The organism is Aeromicrobium jepli, assembly GCF_047246605.1.
In the GTDB taxonomy this organism is placed as follows: domain Bacteria; phylum Actinomycetota; class Actinomycetes; order Propionibacteriales; family Nocardioidaceae; genus Aeromicrobium.
In genome coordinates, this window is sequence record NZ_JBFOKO010000002.1 from 194,741 (window position 1) to 212,635 (window position 17,895).

A 17,895-nucleotide genomic window follows, 5' to 3' on the forward strand; every position below is an offset into this window, starting at 1 on the left:
CGGGTGCCGATACCCTCGACACGATGAGCACGCCAGTCCCGGGACACGTCCCCACGCTCCAGCTGACCGCGCCCACGGTGCTCGTGACGATCAGCGGTCCCGACCGCACGGGCGTCTCCAGCCGGGTGTTCTCCGTCCTGTCCCGTCACGACGTCGAGGTCATCGACGTCGAGCAGCTCGTGGTGCGCGGCCGCCTCGTGCTGAGCGTGCTCGTGACGGAACCCGCCGACGCCGCCGCGTTCTCCGAGGACCTGTCGTCCGCGGCCGCCGAGCTGGGCCTGGAGGTCGAGATCGTCCACGGCACCGGCGACAACCGGCCGCGCCGCGTGGGCCGCTCGCAGGTGGTCGTGTTGGGCGCGCCGCTGCGGCCCGAGGCGATGGCGGCGCTCACGAGGGGCATCAACCAGCTCGGCGGCAACATCGACCGGATCGTGCGCATGGCGCGGTATCCCGTCACCGCGATCCGCATGGAGGTCTCGGGCGCCGATCCCGAGGCGCTGCAGTCCGAGCTGGCCGCGATCGGCCACGACCACGGCACGGACGTCGCCGTCCAGGAGCACGGCATCCTGCGCCACGCGCAGCGCCTCGTCGTGATGGACGTGGACTCCACCCTGATCCAGGGCGAGGTCATCGAGATGCTCGCGGCCCATGCCGGCTGCGAGGAGGCGGTCGCCGAGGTCACCGAGCGCGCGATGCGCGGTGAGCTCGACTTCGCCGAGTCCCTGCACGAGCGGGTCGCCCAGCTCGAGGGCGTCCGGGTGTCGGCGCTCGACGAGGTCTTCGCGAGCCTGGCCTACACCCCCGGCGCCCGCACGATGATCCGTACGCTCAAGCGGCTCGGCTACCGGTTCGCGCTGGTCAGCGGCGGCTTCACGCAGATCATCGAGCGCATCGCGAGCGACCTGGGCATCGACTACTTCGCCGCCAATGAGCTCGAGATCGCCGACGGCGCCCTCACCGGCAAGGTCGTGGGGCGCGTCGTCGACCGGGCCGGCAAGGCCGAGGCGCTGCGGGACTTCGCCCACCGCGCGGGCATCAACGTCCGGAACACCGTGGCGATCGGCGACGGCGCGAACGACCTCGACATGCTGGCCGCCGCCGGCCTGGGGATCGCGTTCAACGCCAAGCCGCTCGTGCGCGACCAGGCGCAGACGTCAGTGAACGTGCCGTACCTCGACGCGATCGTCTACCTCATGGGCATCACGCGCGAGGAGGTCGAGGCGGCCGACGCCGCCGACGACCCCCACTGACGCGGAGTCCTACTCGTCGTCCTCCAGGCGGAAGCCGATCTTCAGCGTCACCTGGTAGTGCTCGACCTCGCTGTCGACGATCTGGCCGCGGATGCCCACGACCTCGAACCAGTCGAGGTGGCGCAGGGTCTGCGAGGCGCGCGCGATGCCGCTGTCGATGGCCTCGCTGACGCCCTCGGGCGACGTGCCGACGATCTCCGTGACGCGATAGGTGCGGTTGCTCATGGCGCCATCGTGCCACGGCGTAGACTCGAGGCATGGCGCGCCGCGACTCCGAAGAGGTCCACTCGATCACGAGTGCCCGCGCGGCCAACAGCTCGCAGGTCGACCACCGTGAACGCAACTACCTCATCTCGATGGCGATCCGCGTCGCGTGCTTCCTGGCGTTCGTCGCCGTGGACCACTGGGTGCGCTGGCTCTTCCTCGTCGGCGCGGTGCTCCTGCCGTACGTCGCCGTGGTGATCGGCAACTCGGCGATCCGGAACGTGGGCGACGGCCCCTCGCCGTTCGGCGTCGACCGCAAGCAGTTGGACCGCTAGGTGTACCGATTCCTCCTCAGCCCGCGCTGGGTCGGGCTGGCGGTCTTCGCTGCGTTCATGGCCGTCGCGTGCGTGTGGCTGGGCGGCTGGCAGTGGGACCGTTACCACCAGCGGCAGGCCGCCAACGACGTCACGCGCGGCAACTACATGGCCGATCCGATCCCGGTCGAGCGCGCCCTCGCGAACGGCTGGTCGTCGAAGCTGGCGTGGCGCACCGTCACCGCCACCGGCACCTTCCAGCCCGAGGACGAGATCACCGTCCGGTTCGCGCAGCGCGGCAGCACGCCGGGCGTCGACGTGGTCACTCCCCTGCGGCTCACCAGCGGCGAGATCGTCCTGGTCGACCGCGGGTGGATGAGCGCGAGCCGCACGGGCGAGGCCCCCGACGACATCCCCGCCGCGCCCACGGGCGAGGTCACGATCACGGGCTGGCTCCAGCCGGACAGCACCGCCGACGCGGCCGCCACGACGCCCACCAAGGGCCAGGTCCGCGCGATCGACTCCTCGCGCTGGGCCGACCTGCTGGGCGCCGAGCCGCTGCCGGGCCACATCGCCCTGACGTCGCCCGAGCAGGATGGGCTCAAGGCGCCCGACGAGCCCGACCTCGGCTCGGGACCCAGCGGCTTCTACGCCGTCCAGTGGTACTTCTTCGCCGGCCTGGCCGTGTTCGGCTACTACTGGTTCGTCCGCACCGAGGTGCGCGAGCGGCGTCAGGCCAGGCTGACCAGGTCGGCGTAGGAGTCGTTCCAGATGTCCTCGTCGCCGTCCGGGAGCAGCAGCACCCGGTCGGGGTCGAGGGCCCGGACCGCTCCCTCGTCGTGGGAGACCAGCACGATGGCGCCCTCGTAGGAGCGGATCGCCGCCAGCACCTCCTCGCGCGAGGCGGGATCGAGGTTGTTGGTCGGCTCGTCGAGCAGCAGCACGTTCGCGCTGGAGACGATCAGTCCCGCGAGCGCGAGTCGCGTGCGCTCGCCACCCGAGAGCACCCCGGCAGGCTTCTCGGTGTCGTCGCCGGTGAACAGGAACGCGCCCAGGACGCTGCGCGCCTGGGTCTCGGTCAGCTCGGGCGCGGCGCGCTGCATGTTGTCGAGGACCGTCCGCTCGAGGTCGAGGGTCTCGTGCTCCTGTGCGAAGTAGCCGATCTTGAGGCCGTGCCCCGGGACCACGCTGCCGGTGTCCGGCGTCAGCGTGCCCGCCAGCATCCGCAGCAGGGTCGTCTTGCCGGCACCGTTGAGGCCGAGCACCACGACGCGGCTGCCCCGGTCGATCGCCAGGTCGACGTCGGTGAAGATCTCGAGCGAGCCGTAGGACTTGGACAGGCCCTCGGCCATGAGCGGCGTCTTGCCGCACGGCGCGGGCTTGGGGAAGTCGATCCTGGCGACCTTGTCGGCCTGGCGGACGTCCTCGAGGCCCGCCATCATCTGCTCGGCGCGACGCAGCATCTGCTGGGCGGCGGAGGCCTTGGAGGCCTTGGCGCGCATCTTGTTGCCCTGCGCGATGAGCCGCTCGGCGGTCTTGGTCGTGATCTCGCGCTCACGCTTGCGGCGCGCCTCGTCCGACTCGCGCTGGCGCAGGTAGTGCTTCCAGCCCATGTTGTAGATGTCGATCGTGGCGCGGTTGGCGTCGAGGTAGAAGACCTTGTTGACGGTCTCCTCCACGAGGTCCACGTCGTGGCTGATGATGATCAGCCCGCCGGAGTACGTCTGCAGGAAGCCGCGCAGCCACACGATCGAGTCGGCGTCGAGGTGGTTGGTCGGCTCGTCGAGCAGCATCGTGTCGGCATCGCTGAACAGGATGCGCGCGAGCTCGATGCGGCGTCGCTGGCCGCCCGAGAGCGTCGACAGCGGCTGCTCGAGGATGCGGTCCGGCAGGCCGAGCGCGTGCGAGATCGTCGCGGCCTCGGCCTCAACGGCGTAGCCACCGGCGGCGCCGAAGTCGGCGTCGGCGCGCGCGTACCGGCGCATGCCGTCCTCGGCGACCGACGAGTCCTCCGACGCCATGTCCTTCTCGGCCTGGCGCATGCGGCGCAGGGCGTCGTCGAGGCCACGGGCCGAGAGGATCCGGTCCCGAGCGGAGATCGTCAGGTCACCCGTCTTGGGGTCCTGCGGCAGGTAGCCGACCGTCCCCGAGCGGGTGATCGATCCCTGGGCCGGCTCGCCACCGGCGCCCGCCAGCATCTTGGTGAGCGTCGTCTTGCCGGCACCGTTGCGGCCGACGAGGCCGATCTTGTCGCCCTTGGTCACCCGGAAGGAGACGTCGGACATCAGGACGCGCGCGCCGAAGCGCAGCTCCACGTTGGAAGCGGTGATCATGGAAGAGCCTTCGTGAGGGGTGGACGGGGCGAGGTCGCGGGTCGAGCAGGGGCTCGCGCGTCACTCCAGCCGGATCATGTCCACCGAGGCAGTCTACGGAGCGATGCCCGCAGCGCGAAATCCGCGGGCGGCACGGGACCGGCCGCTCCCCCGCGCGACTTTCGGAACGGGATCCACGTTCCTCCGGGGAGGAAGAGTGGATCCCGTTCCGAAAGTCGGCAGGGCGGCGGCGTCGGGCCGCGGCTCGCGAAGCCGTCAGCCGATGTTGAAGCCGAGGGCGCGCAGCATCTCGCGGCCGTCGTCGGTGATCTTGTCCGGGCCCCACGGCGGCATCCAGACCCAGTCGATCCGGAAGTCGTTCACGAGGCCGTCGAGCGCGGCGCGCGTCTGGTCCTCGATGACGTCGGTCAGCGGGCACGCCGCCGAGGTGAGCGTCATCTGCAGCACGGCGTTGCTGTGCTCGTCGGTGTGGATGCCGTAGACCAGGCCGAGGTCGACGACGTTGATCCCCAGCTCGGGGTCGACGACGTCCTTCATGGCCTCCCAGACGTCGTCCTGGGTGGTGGCGCCGGCGGGCGCCACGTCGGGCAGGTCGCTGTGATCGGTGGTCATGAGTCCTCCTTGGCCGCCGCTTGCGCGACGGCGTCCTTCCAGGCCATCCAGGCCAGCAGTGCGCACTTCACGCGCGCGGGGAACTGGGCGACACCGGCGAAGGCGATGCCGTCCTCGAGTACGTCCTCGTTCGGCTCGACCTGGCCACGGCCCTGCATGAGCTCCTGGAACACGTCCAGCGTGGCCAGCCCGTCCTCGACGCTCTTGCCGACGACGAGGTCGTTCAGCACCGAGGCCGACGCCTGGCTGATCGAGCAGCCCTGGGCGTCGTACGAGATGTCGGCGACGCGGTTGTCGTTGACGTGCACGCGCAGCGTGATCTCGTCGCCGCAGGTCGGGTTCACGTGGTGGACCTGCGCCTCGAACGGCTCGCGCAGTCCCGCCCCGTGGGGGTTCTTGTAGTGGTCCAGGATGATCTCCTGGTACATCGCATCGACGTTGGCTGCGTTCATCAGGTCACGCTCCGAAGTACGACTGGGTGTGGCGGATGCCCGCGACGAGCGCGTCGATCTCGGCCTCGGTCGTGTAGAGGTAGAACGACGCGCGGGTCGTGGACTGCACGCCGAAGCACTGGTGCAGCGGCTTGGCGCAGTGGTGACCGGCGCGCACGGCGACGCCCTGCGAGTCGAGCAGCTGCGCGACGTCGTGCGGGTGCACGCCGTCCACGGTGAAGCTGATCGCTCCCCCGCGGTCGACCGGCTCCTTCGGACCCACGATCGTCACGCCCGGCAGCTCGTTCATCGCGGCCAGCGCGTAGGCCGTGATCTGCTGCTCGTGCGCGGCGACGTTCTCCATGCCGAGCTCGGTCAGGTAGTCCACGGCCGCGCCGAGGCCGACCGACTGCGCGATCGGCGGCGTGCCCGCCTCGAACCGGTGCGGCGGCGCCGCGAACGTCGTGGCGTCCATCGACACGGTCTCGATCATCTCGCCGCCGCCGAGGAACGGCGGCAGCTCGGCGAGCAGGTCGTAACGGCCCCACAGGACGCCGATGCCCGTCGGACCGACCATCTTGTGGCCGGTGAACGCGACGAAGTCGGCACCGAGGGCCGCCACGTCGACGGGCAGCTGCGGCACGGCCTGGGAGGCGTCGATGACGACGAGCGCACCGACCTCACGGGCGCGGCGCACGACCTCGGCGACCGTGTTGATCGTGCCAAGCATGTTCGACACCCACGTGACCGCGACGACCTTGGTGCGCTCGGTCAGCGTGTGCGAGTCCAGGTCGAGGCGACCCTCGGGCGTCACGCCGTACCAGCGAAGGTCGGCGCCCGTGCGCTGCGCGAGCAGCTGCCACGGCACGAGGTTGGAGTGGTGCTCCATCTGGGTCACCACGATCTCGTCGCCGGCGCCGACGCGACCGGCGTCACCGAGGACGCGCGCCACGAGGTTGAGCGCCTCGGACGCGTTCTTCGTGAAGATCACCTCGTCGCGACGCGGCGCGCCGATGAACGACGCCACCTTGTCGCGCCCGAGCTCGAACGCCTCGCTGGCCTCGGCACCGAGCTGGTGCATGGCGCGCGCGACGTTCGCGTTGTGCTCGAGGTAGTGACGCTCGATCGCCTCGACGACCTGACGCGGCTTCTGCGACGTGTTGGCGCTGTCCAGGTACACCAACGGGCGATCGCCCGCCAGCGTCCTGGAGAGGATCGGGAAGTCCTTGCGTACGGCCTCGACGTCGTAGCCGGTCATGATCAGACGGCCGCCTTGACGAACTTGTCGTAGCCCTCGGCCTCGAGCTGCTCGGCGAGCTCACGACCGCCGGTCTCGGCCAGGCGACCGGCCACGAAGACGTGGACGTAGTCGGGCTGGATGTAGTTCAGGATGCGCGTGTAGTGCGTGATCAGCAGGACGCCGCGGTCGCCCTGCGACGAGTAGCGGTTGACGCCGTCGGAGACGACGCGCAGGGCGTCGATGTCCAGGCCGGAGTCGGTCTCGTCGAGCACCGCGAACTTCGGGTTCAGCAGCTCGAGCTGGGCGATCTCGTGACGCTTCTTCTCGCCACCGGAGAAGCCCTCGTTGACCGAGCGCGACGCGAACGACGGATCGAGCGTCATGCGCTCGAGAGCGGCGTTGACGTCCTTGACCCACGTGCGCAGCTTGGGCGCCTCGCCGTCGATGGCGGTCTTGGCGGTGCGCAGGAAGTTCGCGACCGAGACGCCCGGGATCTCGACCGGGTACTGCATCGCGAGGAACAGGCCGGCGCGGGCACGCTCGTCGACGCTCATCTCGAGGATGTTCTCGCCGTCCAGCAGCACCTCGCCCTCGGTCACGTCGTACTTGGGGTGACCGGCGATCGAATAGGCCAGCGTGGACTTGCCCGAGCCGTTCGGGCCCATGATGGCGTGGACCTCGCCGGAGTTGATGGTCAGGTCGACGCCGCGCAGGATCTCCTTCGCGCCGTCCTCGGTCTCGACGGAGACGTGGAGGTTCTTGATCTCCAGGGTGCTCATGCGTTCTCTCCTTGGTTGGGGAGGTCGACCCACACGGTCTCTCCCTCGATCTTGGTCTGGTAGACGGGGACGGGCTCGGTCGCCGGCAGGCTGAGCGCCTTGCCGGTCCGCAGGTCGAAGCGCGAGCCGTGCAGGAAGCACTCGATCTCGCAGCCCTCGACGTCGCCGTCGGACAGCGGGATCTCGGCGTGCGAGCACCAGTCCTGGATGCAGTAGACGGTGTCGCCGTCGCGCACCAGGGCCAGGTCGTGGCCCTCGAACTCGATGCCCAGGGCCGCGCCCTCGGGGACGTCGGCGAGCTTCGCCACCTCGCGGAACGTCACGCGGTCACCGCCGCGGGAGCGCCGACCACGGTGGCCAGCTCGTCCTCGATGGCCGCCATGAGGCGGTCCTGCAGGTCCTCGACGCCGATCCGGCGGATGATGTCGTTGAAGAAGCCGTGGACGACGAGGCGCTTGGCCTCGGTCGGGTCGATGCCGCGGCTCTGCAGGTAGAACAGGTGCTCGTCGTCGAAGCGGCCGGTCGTGGACGCGTGGCCCGCGCCCGCGATGTCACCCGTCTCGATCTCGAGGTTCGGCACCGAGTCGGCGCGCGCGCCGTCGGTGAGCACGAGGTTGTCGTTGTGCTCGAACGTCTCGATGCCCTCGGCCACCTTGCGGATCAGGACGTTGCCGATCCACACGGTGTGCGCGTCCTGGCCCTGCAGCGCGCCCTTGTACTCGACGTTGCTGCGCGTCTTGGGCGCCGTGTGGTCGACGAACTGGCGGTGCTCGAGGTGCTGGCCGGCGTCGGCGAAGTAGATGCCGAGCAGGTCCACCGAGCCGCCGGTGCCGCGGTAGTCGACGTTGGTCGAGGAGCGGACGACGTCGCCGCCGAGCGTGAACTCGAAGAAGCGCACCGTCGCGTCACGGCCGACGCTGATGCCGTTCTGGACGCTGTGGACGGAGTCGTCCTCCCAGTCGGCCAGGTTGACGACGTCGAGCTGCGCGCCGTCGCCCACGAGGTACGTGACGTTCGTGGCGTACGTGGCCGAGCCGACGTGGTCGAACAGGATCGTGGCCTTCGAGAAGGGCGCGACCTTGACCACGACGTGGCCCCACACGGTCTGGTCGACCGAGCTGCCGGTGAGCGTGACGCGCGCGGGGGCGTCGAGCTCGCCGTCGATCGTCAGCAGCGCGGCGCCACCGGCGTTCTCGACCGCGAGGGCCGCGAGGCGGTCCAGCGGCGCGATGCCGCCGAGGGCCTTGGCCTCGTCGGTGGAGATCTCGCTCAGCGTGGCGCCGGCCGGCAGCTCGTCCTTCCACTGCAGGTGCGCGTCCGACGGCGTGCCGTCGAGCAGGCCACGCAGGCGCTTCAGCGGGGTGAAGCGCCAGATCTCCTCCAGGCCCGTGGGCTTGGGGTGGTCGGCGACGTCGTACGACGGCTCGGGGTGCAGGTGGGACTGGACGTGGTCCAGCTCCAGCGCCCCGGCCAGGTTCTGGTCGCTTCCCTCGATGGTCGCGGTCATCCGACAGCACCCTCCATCTGCAGCTCGATCAGTCGGTTCAGTTCCAGCGCGTACTCCATGGGGAGCTCGCGGGCGATGGGCTCGACGAAGCCGCGGACGATCATCGCCATGGCCTCGTCCTCCTCCATGCCGCGCTGCATGAAGTAGAAGAGCTGGTCGTCGCTGACCTTGGAGACGGTCGCCTCGTGGCCGAGGGTCACGTCGTCCTCGCGGACGTCGACGTAGGGGTACGTGTCCGAGCGGCTGATCTGGTCGACCAGGAGCGCGTCGCACTTGACCGTGCTGGCCGAGCCCTCGGCGCCCTCGTTGACCTGCAGCAGGCCGCGGTAGGACGTGCGGCCGCCGCCACGGGCGACGGACTTGCTCAGGATCGAGCTGGAGGTGTTCGGGGCGACGTGCACCATCTTGGCGCCGGTGTCCTGGTACTGGCCCTCGCCGGCGAAGGCGATCGACAGCGTCTCGCCGCGCGCCTGCTCGCCCATGAGGTAGACGGCCGGGTACTTCATGGTGACCTTGGAGCCGATGTTGCCGTCGACCCACTCCATCGTGGCGCCGGCCTCGCACGTGGCGCGCTTCGTCACCAGGTTGTACACGTTGTTCGACCAGTTCTGGATCGTCGTGTAGCGGACGCGGGCGCCCTTCTTCACGATGATCTCGACGACGGCCGAGTGCAGCGAGTCGGTCTTGTAGATCGGCGCCGTGCAGCCCTCGACGTAGTGGACGTAGGAGTCCTCGTCGGCGATGATCAGCGTCCGCTCGAACTGGCCCATGTTCTCGGTGTTGATCCGGAAGTAGGCCTGCAGCGGGATGTCGACGTGGACGCCCTTGGGCACGTAGATGAACGAGCCACCGGACCACACGGCCGTGTTGAGCGCGGCGAACTTGTTGTCGCCGACCGGGATGACCGTGCCGAAGTACTCCTCGAAGATCTCGGGGTGCTCCTTGAGCGCGGTGTCCGTGTCGAGGAAGATGACGCCCTGCTCCTCCAGATCCTCGCGGATCTGGTGGTAGACGACCTCGGACTCGTACTGCGCGGCGACGCCGGCGACGAGGCGCTGCTTCTCGGCCTCGGGGATGCCCAGGCGGTCGTACGTGTTCTTGATGTCCTCGGGGAGCTCCTCCCACGAGGTCGCCTGCTTCTCGGTGGAACGGACGAAGTACTTGATGTTGTCGAAGTCGATCTCGTCGAGGTCGGCGCCCCACGTCGGCATCGGCTTGCGCTCGAAGAGCTTGAGGCCCTTCAGGCGCAGGTCGAGCATCCACTGGGGCTCGTTCTTCTTCGACGAGATGTCGCGGACGACGGCGTCGTTGAGGCCGCGCTGCGCGCTCGCTCCGGCGACATCGGCGTCGTGCCAGCCGAACTCGTAGTTGCCGACCTCCTTCAGACCCGGGTTCAGGTCCTCGATCGAGGTCGTGTCGTTCGTGGTCGTCATGACGACTCCCCTTCGGTTGATGACACAGGGTTGTGTGACACAGCAGTGGTGGACTGGGTGGCGCGCGGCAGGTGCGTGGTGCAGACGCCGTCGCCGTGGGCGATGGTGGCCAGCCGCTGGACGTGCGAGCCCAGCAGCTCGCCGAAGATCTCGGTCTCAGCCTCGCACAGCTGGGGGAACTCCTCGGCCACGTGGGCGACCGGGCAGTGGTGCTGGCAGATCTGCTCGCCGAGCGCCGTGGAGCTGGTGGAGGCGGCGAAGCCGTCCTCGGTCAGCGCGCGGGCGAGCACGGCGGGCTGGTCCTCGACCGGCACGCCGGCCAGCACGCGCTCGTAGCGGCGGCGGAACTCGGCGAGGCGGGCGCGGGCGAAGGCGGTGACCGCCTCGTCGCCGCCCGCGTCGCGCAGGAACCGCAGCGCCTGCGCGGCGAGGTCGTCGTAGGAGTGCTCGAAGCCGTCGCGGCCGGCGTCGGTGAGGGCGAACACGCGGGCGGGGCGGCCCCGGCGGCGCTCGCCGCGGACGCGCTGCTCGCGGGCCTCGACCTGGCCGGACTCCAGCAGGGCCTCGAGGTGGCGGCGGACGGCCGCAGGGGTCAGCCCGAGTCGCTCGGCGAGGGCCGAGGCGGTGCTGGGACCGTTGGCCAGGATGCTCTCGGCGACGCGTTCGCGCGTGCTGAGGTCGTCGGCCGACGACACCTCATGACTCACGCGCACGTTTTTCACAACACCATTGTGACGTTAATGATTCCCCCCGTTCAACGAAGGCTCGCCTCAGTGAGCCGTGCCTCATCGCGACACGACGCTAGGGTCGGGCCATGGGGGCAACAGCAGCCGAGGTCGAGGCCGGTGGGCGCACCGTCCGCGTGTCGAGTCCGGACCGGGTCATCTACGAGGCGACCGAGCGCACGCCGGCGATCAGCAAGCTCGAGGTCGTCGAGTACTTCGTGACGGTCGAGGACGGGCTCATGCGCGCGCTGCGCGAGCGTCCCACCACGCTCGAGCGCTGGCCCAAGGGCTACCGCGAGGACATGGTGATGGCCACGCGGTCCGACAGCCACGGCGACGCGTTCTACCAGAAGCGCGTCCCCCAGGGCGCTCCCCCGTATCTCGAGACCGTCCGCATCCACTTCCCCTCCGGGCGGCGGGCCGACGAGATCTGCCCCACCGAGATCGCCGTGGCCGCGTGGGCGGCGCACATGGGCACGCTGACGTTCCACCCGTGGCCCGTGCGGCGCGCGGACGTCGACCACCCGGACGAGCTGCGCATCGACCTCGATCCCCAGCCGGGCACCGGCTTCCGCGACGCCCAGCGCGTCGCGAGGGTCGCCAAGGAGCTGCTCGAGGAGATCGGCATCCGCGGTTTCGCCAAGACCAGCGGCAACCGCGGCGTGCACATCTTCGCGCGGATCGAGCCGCGCTGGACGTTCACCGACGTGCGGCACGCGGCCCTCGCGTTCGGCCGCGAGCTGGAGCGCCGCGACGAGGGCGTCACGACGGCTTGGTGGAAGGAGGAGCGCGGCGAGCGGATCTTCGTCGACTTCAACCAGAACGCGCGCGACCGCACGATCGCGAGCGCCTACAGCCTGCGGCCGAAGCCCGGCGCCCCCGTCTCCACTCCCCTCACGTGGGACGAGCTGTTCGACGTCGAGGACCCCCGCGAGCTGAACCTCACGACCGTGCCCTCGCTGCTGGAGAAGCGCCCGGACCCGTGGACCGAGATCGACGACGTCCACCACTCGATCCAGACGCTGCTCGACTGGTACGACCGTGACGAGGAGAACGGCCTGGGCGAGATGCCCTACCCGCCCGACTACCCGAAGATGCCCGGCGAGCCGCGCCGCGTGCAGCCCTCGCGCAAGAAGCAGGACTGACGACGCTGAACCCACGTCGTCCGGAGGGGACCTAAGTCCTATCGGGCCACTTCGTGACAGTTCCTTCGGTACGCCGCTACTAGACGGTGACTTGCGTTTCATGAAGCGAACCAACATGGCTGCAGCCGTAGTCCTCTCGGTGCTCCTCGCGTCTGGATGTGCGACCAAGACCGGAGAGAAGTCCGATCCCGAGGTCGGGAGCAACGCGTCCAGTTCAGAAGCGCAGCCGGCTGAGGAAGCCTCGGACGAGGCGCCGGAGGACAGCACCCTCACGTTCGGCGAGACCTACAAGTATGAAGACGGCGTCTCCATCCGCGTGGGGAAGCCCAAGCCCTTCAAGCCCAGCGAGTACGCCGCTGCGGACGAGGCCCCGGCGTACCTCTCTTTCGAGGTCGTCATCGTCAACGGTGGCGCGGAGCCGTTCGACCCCTCCGTCAGCACCGCCTCGCTGCAGTCTGGGGACATCGAGCGAACTCCCCGCGTCCTGGCCGACGCCCCGGCTTGTCGATCCTGTGACGTGAGCGGCATCGAAGTGGGGCCGGCTGGATGGCCTGCCCCACTTCGGCGGGCTCTTGCAGCATGACCGACGCGCGCCGAACAGACGCTGCGAACAGGTCGGCCGCTCCCCTGTCGTCGTCACAAGAAGGTGATCCCGTCGTTCGACACATCGCGGGCCACTTCGGACGTGATTCGCTCAACGATCACGAGCGGATCAAGTGGGGTACCGCTGCGCTTGGATGATCCGCTCCGGAGGACCGTCCGTTCGGCTAGGGTCGCCGCGTGAGCCAGCAGAGGCCGCCCGCGGGGTGGTACGACGACCCGGCCGGGAGCGGCGGCCGCCGCTACTGGGACGGCCAGCGCTGGACCGACCGCGTGGAGGGGGCCGGGCGTCCCGCCTCGGCCGGCCGCCCGGCGGGCCGCGACCGGCTCCCCGACGGCTTCATGATGCTCAACGGGCAGCGGGTCCCGCTCGGACAGCTGAGCACGCCGGAGTCCACCTCGCGGCCGTCCGTCCTTCACCGCCCGGCCCGTCGCGGTCCGTTCGTGGCGGCGGCGGTCGCCATCGGGATCGTGCTGCTGTTCGTCGTCTCCTCGCTGTTCGCCATGGAGGACGTCGACCTGGGCGACGCCGGCGCGGACGGCGACGAGGGCGCGCTCTACACGCTCGAGGTCGACTCGCGCGCCGGCACGGGCGTCGACGTCGAGTGGTACGACGGCAGCGGCTGGTACCAGGAGAGCGCGGTCGACCCCGGCTGGAGCAGCGATCTCTCCGTGGTCGACGGCGAGGTCTACGTCCAGGCCAGCGCGAACGACGGGCGGGACATCACGACGTGCCGCATCGTCGACGCCGACGGAAGCACCCTGGTGCAGACGAGCTCGGCGTCGCCGGGTGGCGTCGCGACCTGCCGCTGGACCCCCTAGAGCAGCACGTCCCCGAGGTCGTACCGCGCGACCTCCTCGAGCTGCTCGTAGGTGCACGACTCCGGCTCGCGGTCCGGGCGCCAGCGCTTGAACCGCGCCATGTGGCGGAAGCGCGCCTGGTCGCCCTCGCCCTCCATGTGCTCGTAGCCGACCTCGACCACCCGCTCGGGGCGCAGCGGGACGAACGACAGGTCCTTCGTTCCGGTCCAGCGGCTCTGGCCGCCGGGCAGGCGACCCGACGCCTGGGCGGCCTCGTCCTGCCACCGGTCCCACGGGTGGGACTCGCCGTCCGTGAGCAGCAGGGGCGCGAGCTCGTCGATCAGCTCCGCCCGGCGCGCCTCGGTGAAGGACGCCGCCACCCCGACGTGCTGCAGGCGCCCGTCGTCGGCGTACAGGCCGAGCAGGAGCGAGCCCAGCAGCGGGCGCGACGCGGTCGAGTTCTTGTGCAGGCGGTATCCCGCGACGACGACGTCCGCCGTGCGTGCGTGCTTGACCTTGAGCATCGTGCGGCCGTTGGGCGTGTACGGGCCCGAGAGCTCCTTCGCGACCACCCCGTCCAGGCCCGCGCCCTCGAACGTGGCGAACCACTCCTCCGCCTCGTCGGGGTCCTCGGTCACTCGCGTGACGTGGACCGGGTCGGCCGCCGCCGCGAGCGCCTCCACCAGTGCCGGGCGCCGCACGGACAGCGGCTCCTCGACGAACGAGCGGTCGTCGAGCGCCAGCAGGTCGAACGCGACGAACGAGGCGGGCGTCTCGCGGCTGAGCAGGTCGACGCGGGACTCCGCCGGATGGATGCGGTTCGACAGCGCGTCGAAGCTCAGCCGGCCGTCCCGGGCGATGACGATCTCGCCGTCGAGCACGCACCGCGCGGGCGCGTTGGCACGGATCGACTCGACCACCTCGGGGAAGTACCGCGTCAGCGGCTTGCCCGAGCGGCTCACGATCTGGACCTCGTCCCCGTCGCGGAAGATGATCGCCCGGAAGCCGTCCCACTTCGGCTCGAACAGCCAGCCGTCGCCGCGCGGGACGGCCTTGGCGGACTTCGCGAGCATCGGCGCCAGCGGCGGCATCACGGGCAGGTCCATGGCCCCAACCTGCCACACCTAGAATGTTCCGGTGCCCTCGACGACGATCACTCCCGCCGTGGAGGTTCGCGACCTCGTCATGCACTACGGCCGCCGCGGCGACGTCGTGCGGGCCGTCGACGGGCTGAGCCTCACGGTCGAGCCCGGGACGGTCACCGCGATCCTCGGCCCCAACGGCGCCGGCAAGACCACCACGATCGAGACCTGCGAGGGCTTCCGCCGCCCGCAGTCCGGCACCGTGCGGGTGCTGGGACTCGATCCGGTCGCCGACGCCGCGGCGCTGCGCCCCCGCGTGGGCGTCATGCTGCAGTCCGGCGGGGCCTGGCTCGGCGTGCGCGCCGAGGAGATGCTGCGCCACATGGCCGCGCTGTACGCCGCTCCCCTGCCCGTCGAGCCGCTCGTCGAGCGGCTCGGGATGACCGGCTTCGCGCGGACGCCGTACCGCCGCCTCTCGGGCGGCCAGAAGCAGCGGCTGTCCCTCGCGATGGCGATCGTCGGCCGTCCCGAGCTGGTCTTCCTCGACGAGCCGACCGCCGGCCTCGACCCGCAGTCGCGCCGGGCGACGTGGGACCTCGTGGCCGAGCTGCGCGACCACGGCGTGACGACCGTCCTGACGACGCACTACATGGACGAGGCGCAGGAGCTCTCGGACTTCGTCCACATCATCGACGCCGGCCGCGTGATCGCCTCCGGCACGGCCGCCGAGCTCGTCACGGCCGGCGCCCGCAACACCATCCGCCTGCGCGCCCGCGCCGGCCTCGACCTCGACGCCCTGGCCGAGGAGCTGCCCGAGGGCTCGACCGCCACGGAGCCGAGCCCCGGCCACTACGTCCTCGCCACGCGGGTCGACCCGGCCGTCCTGCACCGCGTCACCGGCTGGTGCGCCGCCCACGACGTCCTGCTGGAGTCCGTGCTGGTCGAGCAGCAGACCCTCGAGGACCGCTTCCTCGAGCTGACCGGACGGGAACTGCGATGAGCCACCTCGACCTCTCCCCCGCGCCCGGCGCCGCCGCGCCCGCGCGCCGGCTGCTGACGCAGACCGCGATGGAGCTGCGGCTGACGCTGCGCAACGGCGAGCAGCTGCTGCTGACTTTCGTCATCCCCGTGCTGCTGCTCGTCGCCGGATCGCGCTCGGACCGCCTCGTCGGCGGCGACCGGCCGATCGACACGGTCGCGCCCGGGGTCCTGGGCCTGGCGATCCTGTCGACCTCCTTCACGTCCCTGGCGATCGCCACGGCGTTCGAGCGCCGCTACGGCGTCCTCAAGCGACTCGGCGCGACTCCCCTGTCGCGCTCGGGACTGCTGGGCGGCAAGGTGCTGGCGGTCGTGCTGCTGCAGCTGGGCCAGTTCGTCGTCCTGGGCGCCCTCGCCGTCGCGCTGGGCTGGCGTCCCGGTGGCGGCGCGACCGCCTGGCTGTGGCTCGTCGTCCTGGCCGTCCTCGCGACGGTCGCCTTCGGCGGCCTCGGGCTCCTCATGGCCGGCACGCTGCGCGCCGAGGCGACGCTCGCCCTGGCCAACCTGGTCTACGTGCTGCTCCTGGTCGGTGGCGGCGTCCTGCTGCCGCTCGACCGCTATCCGTCCGCCGTCGAGAGCGCGCTCACCGCGCTGCCCTCCGGCGCCCTCGGCGAGGGTCTTCGCCAGGCATTCGTGACCGGGTCCCCCGGTACGGTCGAGGTGGCGGTGCTCGCCGTGTGGGCCGTCGTGTCCGCGGGCGCCGCCGGAAGGTGGTTCCGATGGGAATGAGCACGGCGTCGCGCCGCACGGTGTCGCGGGCGACGGTCGAGAAGTGGGCGTGGGCGAACCTCGTCGCGAACACCCTCATCATCCTCACGGGCGGACTCGTCCGGCTGACCAGCTCGGGCCTGGGCTGCCCCACGTGGCCGCGCTGCACGGACGAGTCGTTCGTCCCGCACGGCGCGCTCGGCTGGCACGGCGTCATCGAGTTCGGCAACCGCACGCTCACCTACGCGCTCATGGTCATCGCGATCGGCACGCTCATCGCGACGTGGCGCTGGCTCGACGCCACCCGGCTGCAGCTGCGCCTGGCCCTCGGCATCGCCATCGGCATCCCGTTCCAGGGCGTCATCGGCGGCATCACCGTCCTGACGGACCTCAACCCGTGGATCGTCTCGCTGCACCTCGTGCTGTCGATGGCCCTCGTGGTCGCGGCGACCGTCTTCCTGGCCGGCGTCCGGCGCGAGGACGAGGAGCGCGTGCCCCGCACTCCCGCGCTCGTCGTGCGCGCCGCGTTCCTCGTCCTGCTGGTCGCCATCTACCTCGGGACGATCGTGACGGGCAGCGGTCCGCACGCCGGCGACGCGGACGCGCCGCGCAACGGACTCGATCCGGCGTGGTGGAGCCGGACGCACGCGATCAGCGTGTGGGTCTTCATCGCCCTGGTCGTCGCGGCCGTCGTGATGCTGCACGGCCGCGCCCGGCGCGCCGCCGTCCTCGTGCTGGCGGTCGGCCTGGCCCAGGGCCTGATCGGCTACGTGCAGTACTTCACTGATCTGCCGTGGGTCCTGGTGGCGGTGCACCTGGTCGGCGCGGCCGTCCTGCTGGCCGTGGCCACGCGCCTCGTGCTGCTGGCGCGGCCCGCCGCATCGTGAGCGCGCCCTCCTGGTCGGGCTCGCGGCTCGTCAGCACGAACCCGCGACCCGCGTAGAAGGCGATCGCGGCGTCGTTGCCCGCCATGACGCGCAGGATCACGGGGCGCTCCCCCGCCTGCTCGAGGACGGCGTCGACGAGCAGCCGGCCGACCCCGGCGCGCCGCGCCTCCGGCGCGACCCACATCGAGACCAGCTCCGGCTCCGCGCCGGGGCGGAGACCGATCATGCCCACGTCGCGGCCTGCGTCGACGGCGAGGTGGATCGTCCGGTCGCCGAGGGCGCGTCGCCACTGCTCCTCGGGCGCGTCGGCGCCGAGCAGGTGGGCCGAGCAGGCGAACGCGTCCGGGTCCTCGGCGAGCGCCCGCACGCGGACGTCGCGCCAGCGCCGCCAGTCGTCGGGGCCGATCGGCTCGATCCGCGGACTCACCCGACGCGGCCGTCGTCCGCGCTCAGCCTGCGGCGCATGGCCCACGAGCCGACGATGACCGCCGTGGCGACCAGCGCCATGGCGACCGTCACCATGATCCAGCCGACCACGAACAGGCCGCTCTCGTCGTCGGACCAGCCGGTCCAGCACGCGGCCGCGACGCCCATCGTGGCGCTCACGACGAACGGCAGGAGGTCGTTCCGGCGCGCGAGCCAGCCGCAGACGATGCCGACGACGAGCAGGACCACCACGAGGCCGGCGACCTGGCCGACGGTGTACTGGTCGTCCTCGTCGACGCCCAGGAAGATCCACCACGCGGCGAACGTGGCGACGGCGGGCAGGATCCAGCTCAGCATGGCTCGCATGGCCCGAGCCTACG

The 17,895-nt window shown here is 70.8% G+C and carries 22 protein-coding genes; 9 read left to right on the top strand and 13 right to left on the bottom strand.

Translation table 11 applies throughout. The features are described from left to right. The first annotated feature begins 23 nt into the window (after positions 1–23). Positions 24–1,250 (top strand): phosphoserine phosphatase SerB, encoded by a 1,227-nt coding sequence (gene serB / locus AB3M81_RS04655; RefSeq protein ID WP_412902737.1) that lies wholly within the window; start codon positions 24–26, stop codon positions 1,248–1,250. 9 nt (positions 1,251–1,259) lie between these two features. Here serB and AB3M81_RS04660 read toward each other — a convergent pair whose 3' ends face one another. Beyond that, complete coding sequence (locus tag AB3M81_RS04660) at positions 1,260–1,475, bottom strand: dodecin (RefSeq protein ID WP_412902738.1); 216 nt, start codon at positions 1,473–1,475, stop codon at positions 1,260–1,262. Between the two features lie 32 nt (positions 1,476–1,507). Between AB3M81_RS04660 and AB3M81_RS04665 the strand changes: the two genes are divergently transcribed. After that, complete coding sequence (locus AB3M81_RS04665) at positions 1,508–1,789, top strand: DUF3099 domain-containing protein (protein WP_412902739.1); 282 nt, start codon at positions 1,508–1,510, stop codon at positions 1,787–1,789. Continuing rightward, positions 1,790–2,527, top strand: coding sequence for an SURF1 family cytochrome oxidase biogenesis protein (locus AB3M81_RS04670; protein ID WP_412902740.1), 738 nt, complete (start codon positions 1,790–1,792; stop codon positions 2,525–2,527). It abuts the gene before it with no gap. On the opposite strand, the gene abc-f is transcribed toward AB3M81_RS04670, so the two are convergent. The 9 genes from abc-f to AB3M81_RS04715 form a co-directional block, all read right to left on the bottom strand. Further along, complete coding sequence (gene abc-f / locus AB3M81_RS04675; protein WP_412902741.1) at positions 2,500–4,101, bottom strand: ribosomal protection-like ABC-F family protein; 1,602 nt, start codon at positions 4,099–4,101, stop codon at positions 2,500–2,502. The two genes, AB3M81_RS04670 and abc-f, sit on opposite strands and share 28 nt — an antisense overlap. Before the next feature lie 255 nt (positions 4,102–4,356). Next, the gene (locus AB3M81_RS04680) at positions 4,357–4,713 is read right to left on the bottom strand and encodes a metal-sulfur cluster assembly factor (RefSeq protein WP_412902742.1); all 357 of its coding nucleotides are present in this window, start codon (positions 4,711–4,713) and stop codon (positions 4,357–4,359) included. Next, positions 4,710–5,165: a Fe-S cluster assembly sulfur transfer protein SufU gene (sufU, locus tag AB3M81_RS04685; RefSeq protein ID WP_412902743.1), complete on the bottom strand. Its 456-nt coding sequence runs from the start codon at positions 5,163–5,165 to the stop codon at positions 4,710–4,712. The genes AB3M81_RS04680 and sufU overlap by 4 nt, the downstream gene beginning before the upstream one ends. Positions 5,166–5,169: 4 nt before the next feature. After that, positions 5,170–6,402 (bottom strand): cysteine desulfurase, encoded by a 1,233-nt coding sequence (locus AB3M81_RS04690; protein ID WP_412902744.1) that lies wholly within the window; start codon positions 6,400–6,402, stop codon positions 5,170–5,172. A gap of 2 nt (positions 6,403–6,404) precedes the next feature. After that, on the bottom strand, positions 6,405–7,163 hold the full coding sequence (gene sufC, locus AB3M81_RS04695) for a Fe-S cluster assembly ATPase SufC (RefSeq protein ID WP_412902745.1): 759 nt from the start codon (positions 7,161–7,163) through the stop codon (positions 6,405–6,407). Beyond that, positions 7,160–7,486 (bottom strand): non-heme iron oxygenase ferredoxin subunit, encoded by a 327-nt coding sequence (locus AB3M81_RS04700; RefSeq protein WP_412902746.1) that lies wholly within the window; start codon positions 7,484–7,486, stop codon positions 7,160–7,162. Before AB3M81_RS04700 ends, sufC begins: the two co-directional genes overlap by 4 nt. Next, a complete protein-coding gene (gene sufD, locus AB3M81_RS04705; RefSeq protein WP_412902747.1) occupies positions 7,483–8,670 on the bottom strand; it encodes a Fe-S cluster assembly protein SufD in 1,188 nt (395 codons plus the stop codon). The genes AB3M81_RS04700 and sufD overlap by 4 nt, the downstream gene beginning before the upstream one ends. After that, positions 8,667–10,103 (bottom strand): Fe-S cluster assembly protein SufB, encoded by a 1,437-nt coding sequence (sufB, locus tag AB3M81_RS04710; protein ID WP_412902748.1) that lies wholly within the window; start codon positions 10,101–10,103, stop codon positions 8,667–8,669. The genes sufD and sufB overlap by 4 nt, the downstream gene beginning before the upstream one ends. After that, positions 10,100–10,810 carry a helix-turn-helix transcriptional regulator gene (locus AB3M81_RS04715; protein WP_412902749.1) on the bottom strand — a complete coding sequence of 237 codons (711 nt, stop codon included), beginning with the start codon at positions 10,808–10,810 and terminating at the stop codon, positions 10,100–10,102. Before AB3M81_RS04715 ends, sufB begins: the two co-directional genes overlap by 4 nt. Before the next feature lie 107 nt (positions 10,811–10,917). On the opposite strand from AB3M81_RS04715, the gene AB3M81_RS04720 reads away from it, so the two are divergent. The 3 genes from AB3M81_RS04720 (at position 10,918) to AB3M81_RS04730 (ending at position 13,395) form a co-directional block, all read left to right on the top strand. Beyond that, complete coding sequence (locus AB3M81_RS04720) at positions 10,918–11,973, top strand: DNA polymerase domain-containing protein (RefSeq protein WP_412902750.1); 1,056 nt, start codon at positions 10,918–10,920, stop codon at positions 11,971–11,973. A gap of 100 nt (positions 11,974–12,073) precedes the next feature. After that, positions 12,074–12,556 carry a hypothetical protein gene (locus AB3M81_RS04725; RefSeq protein WP_412902751.1) on the top strand — a complete coding sequence of 161 codons (483 nt, stop codon included), beginning with the start codon at positions 12,074–12,076 and terminating at the stop codon, positions 12,554–12,556. 197 nt (positions 12,557–12,753) lie between these two features. Continuing rightward, positions 12,754–13,395, top strand: coding sequence for a DUF2510 domain-containing protein (locus tag AB3M81_RS04730; RefSeq protein ID WP_412902752.1), 642 nt, complete (start codon positions 12,754–12,756; stop codon positions 13,393–13,395). Here the strand turns inward: AB3M81_RS04730 and AB3M81_RS04735 are convergent. After that, the gene (locus tag AB3M81_RS04735; RefSeq protein WP_412902753.1) at positions 13,392–14,480 is read right to left on the bottom strand and encodes an ATP-dependent DNA ligase; all 1,089 of its coding nucleotides are present in this window, start codon (positions 14,478–14,480) and stop codon (positions 13,392–13,394) included. The two genes, AB3M81_RS04730 and AB3M81_RS04735, sit on opposite strands and share 4 nt — an antisense overlap. A gap of 31 nt (positions 14,481–14,511) precedes the next feature. Here AB3M81_RS04735 and AB3M81_RS04740 point away from each other — a divergent pair, with 31 nt between their 5' ends. Genes AB3M81_RS04740 through AB3M81_RS04750 form a run of 3 tightly spaced genes read left to right on the top strand, consistent with a single transcriptional unit; the run spans position 14,512 to position 17,089 of the window. Continuing rightward, complete coding sequence (locus AB3M81_RS04740) at positions 14,512–15,456, top strand: ABC transporter ATP-binding protein (RefSeq protein WP_412902754.1); 945 nt, start codon at positions 14,512–14,514, stop codon at positions 15,454–15,456. Next, positions 15,453–16,223 carry an ABC transporter permease gene (locus AB3M81_RS04745; protein WP_412902755.1) on the top strand — a complete coding sequence of 257 codons (771 nt, stop codon included), beginning with the start codon at positions 15,453–15,455 and terminating at the stop codon, positions 16,221–16,223. Before AB3M81_RS04740 ends, AB3M81_RS04745 begins: the two co-directional genes overlap by 4 nt. After that, positions 16,214–17,089 carry a COX15/CtaA family protein gene (locus AB3M81_RS04750; RefSeq protein WP_412902756.1) on the top strand — a complete coding sequence of 292 codons (876 nt, stop codon included), beginning with the start codon at positions 16,214–16,216 and terminating at the stop codon, positions 17,087–17,089. Before AB3M81_RS04745 ends, AB3M81_RS04750 begins: the two co-directional genes overlap by 10 nt. Here AB3M81_RS04750 and AB3M81_RS04755 read toward each other — a convergent pair. Next, positions 16,983–17,516 carry a GNAT family N-acetyltransferase gene (locus AB3M81_RS04755; protein WP_412902757.1) on the bottom strand — a complete coding sequence of 178 codons (534 nt, stop codon included), beginning with the start codon at positions 17,514–17,516 and terminating at the stop codon, positions 16,983–16,985. The two genes, AB3M81_RS04750 and AB3M81_RS04755, sit on opposite strands and share 107 nt — an antisense overlap. Beyond that, the gene (locus AB3M81_RS04760) at positions 17,513–17,881 is read right to left on the bottom strand and encodes a hypothetical protein (RefSeq protein ID WP_412902758.1); all 369 of its coding nucleotides are present in this window, start codon (positions 17,879–17,881) and stop codon (positions 17,513–17,515) included. The genes AB3M81_RS04755 and AB3M81_RS04760 overlap by 4 nt, the downstream gene beginning before the upstream one ends. Between the last annotated feature and the right edge of the window lie 14 nt (positions 17,882–17,895).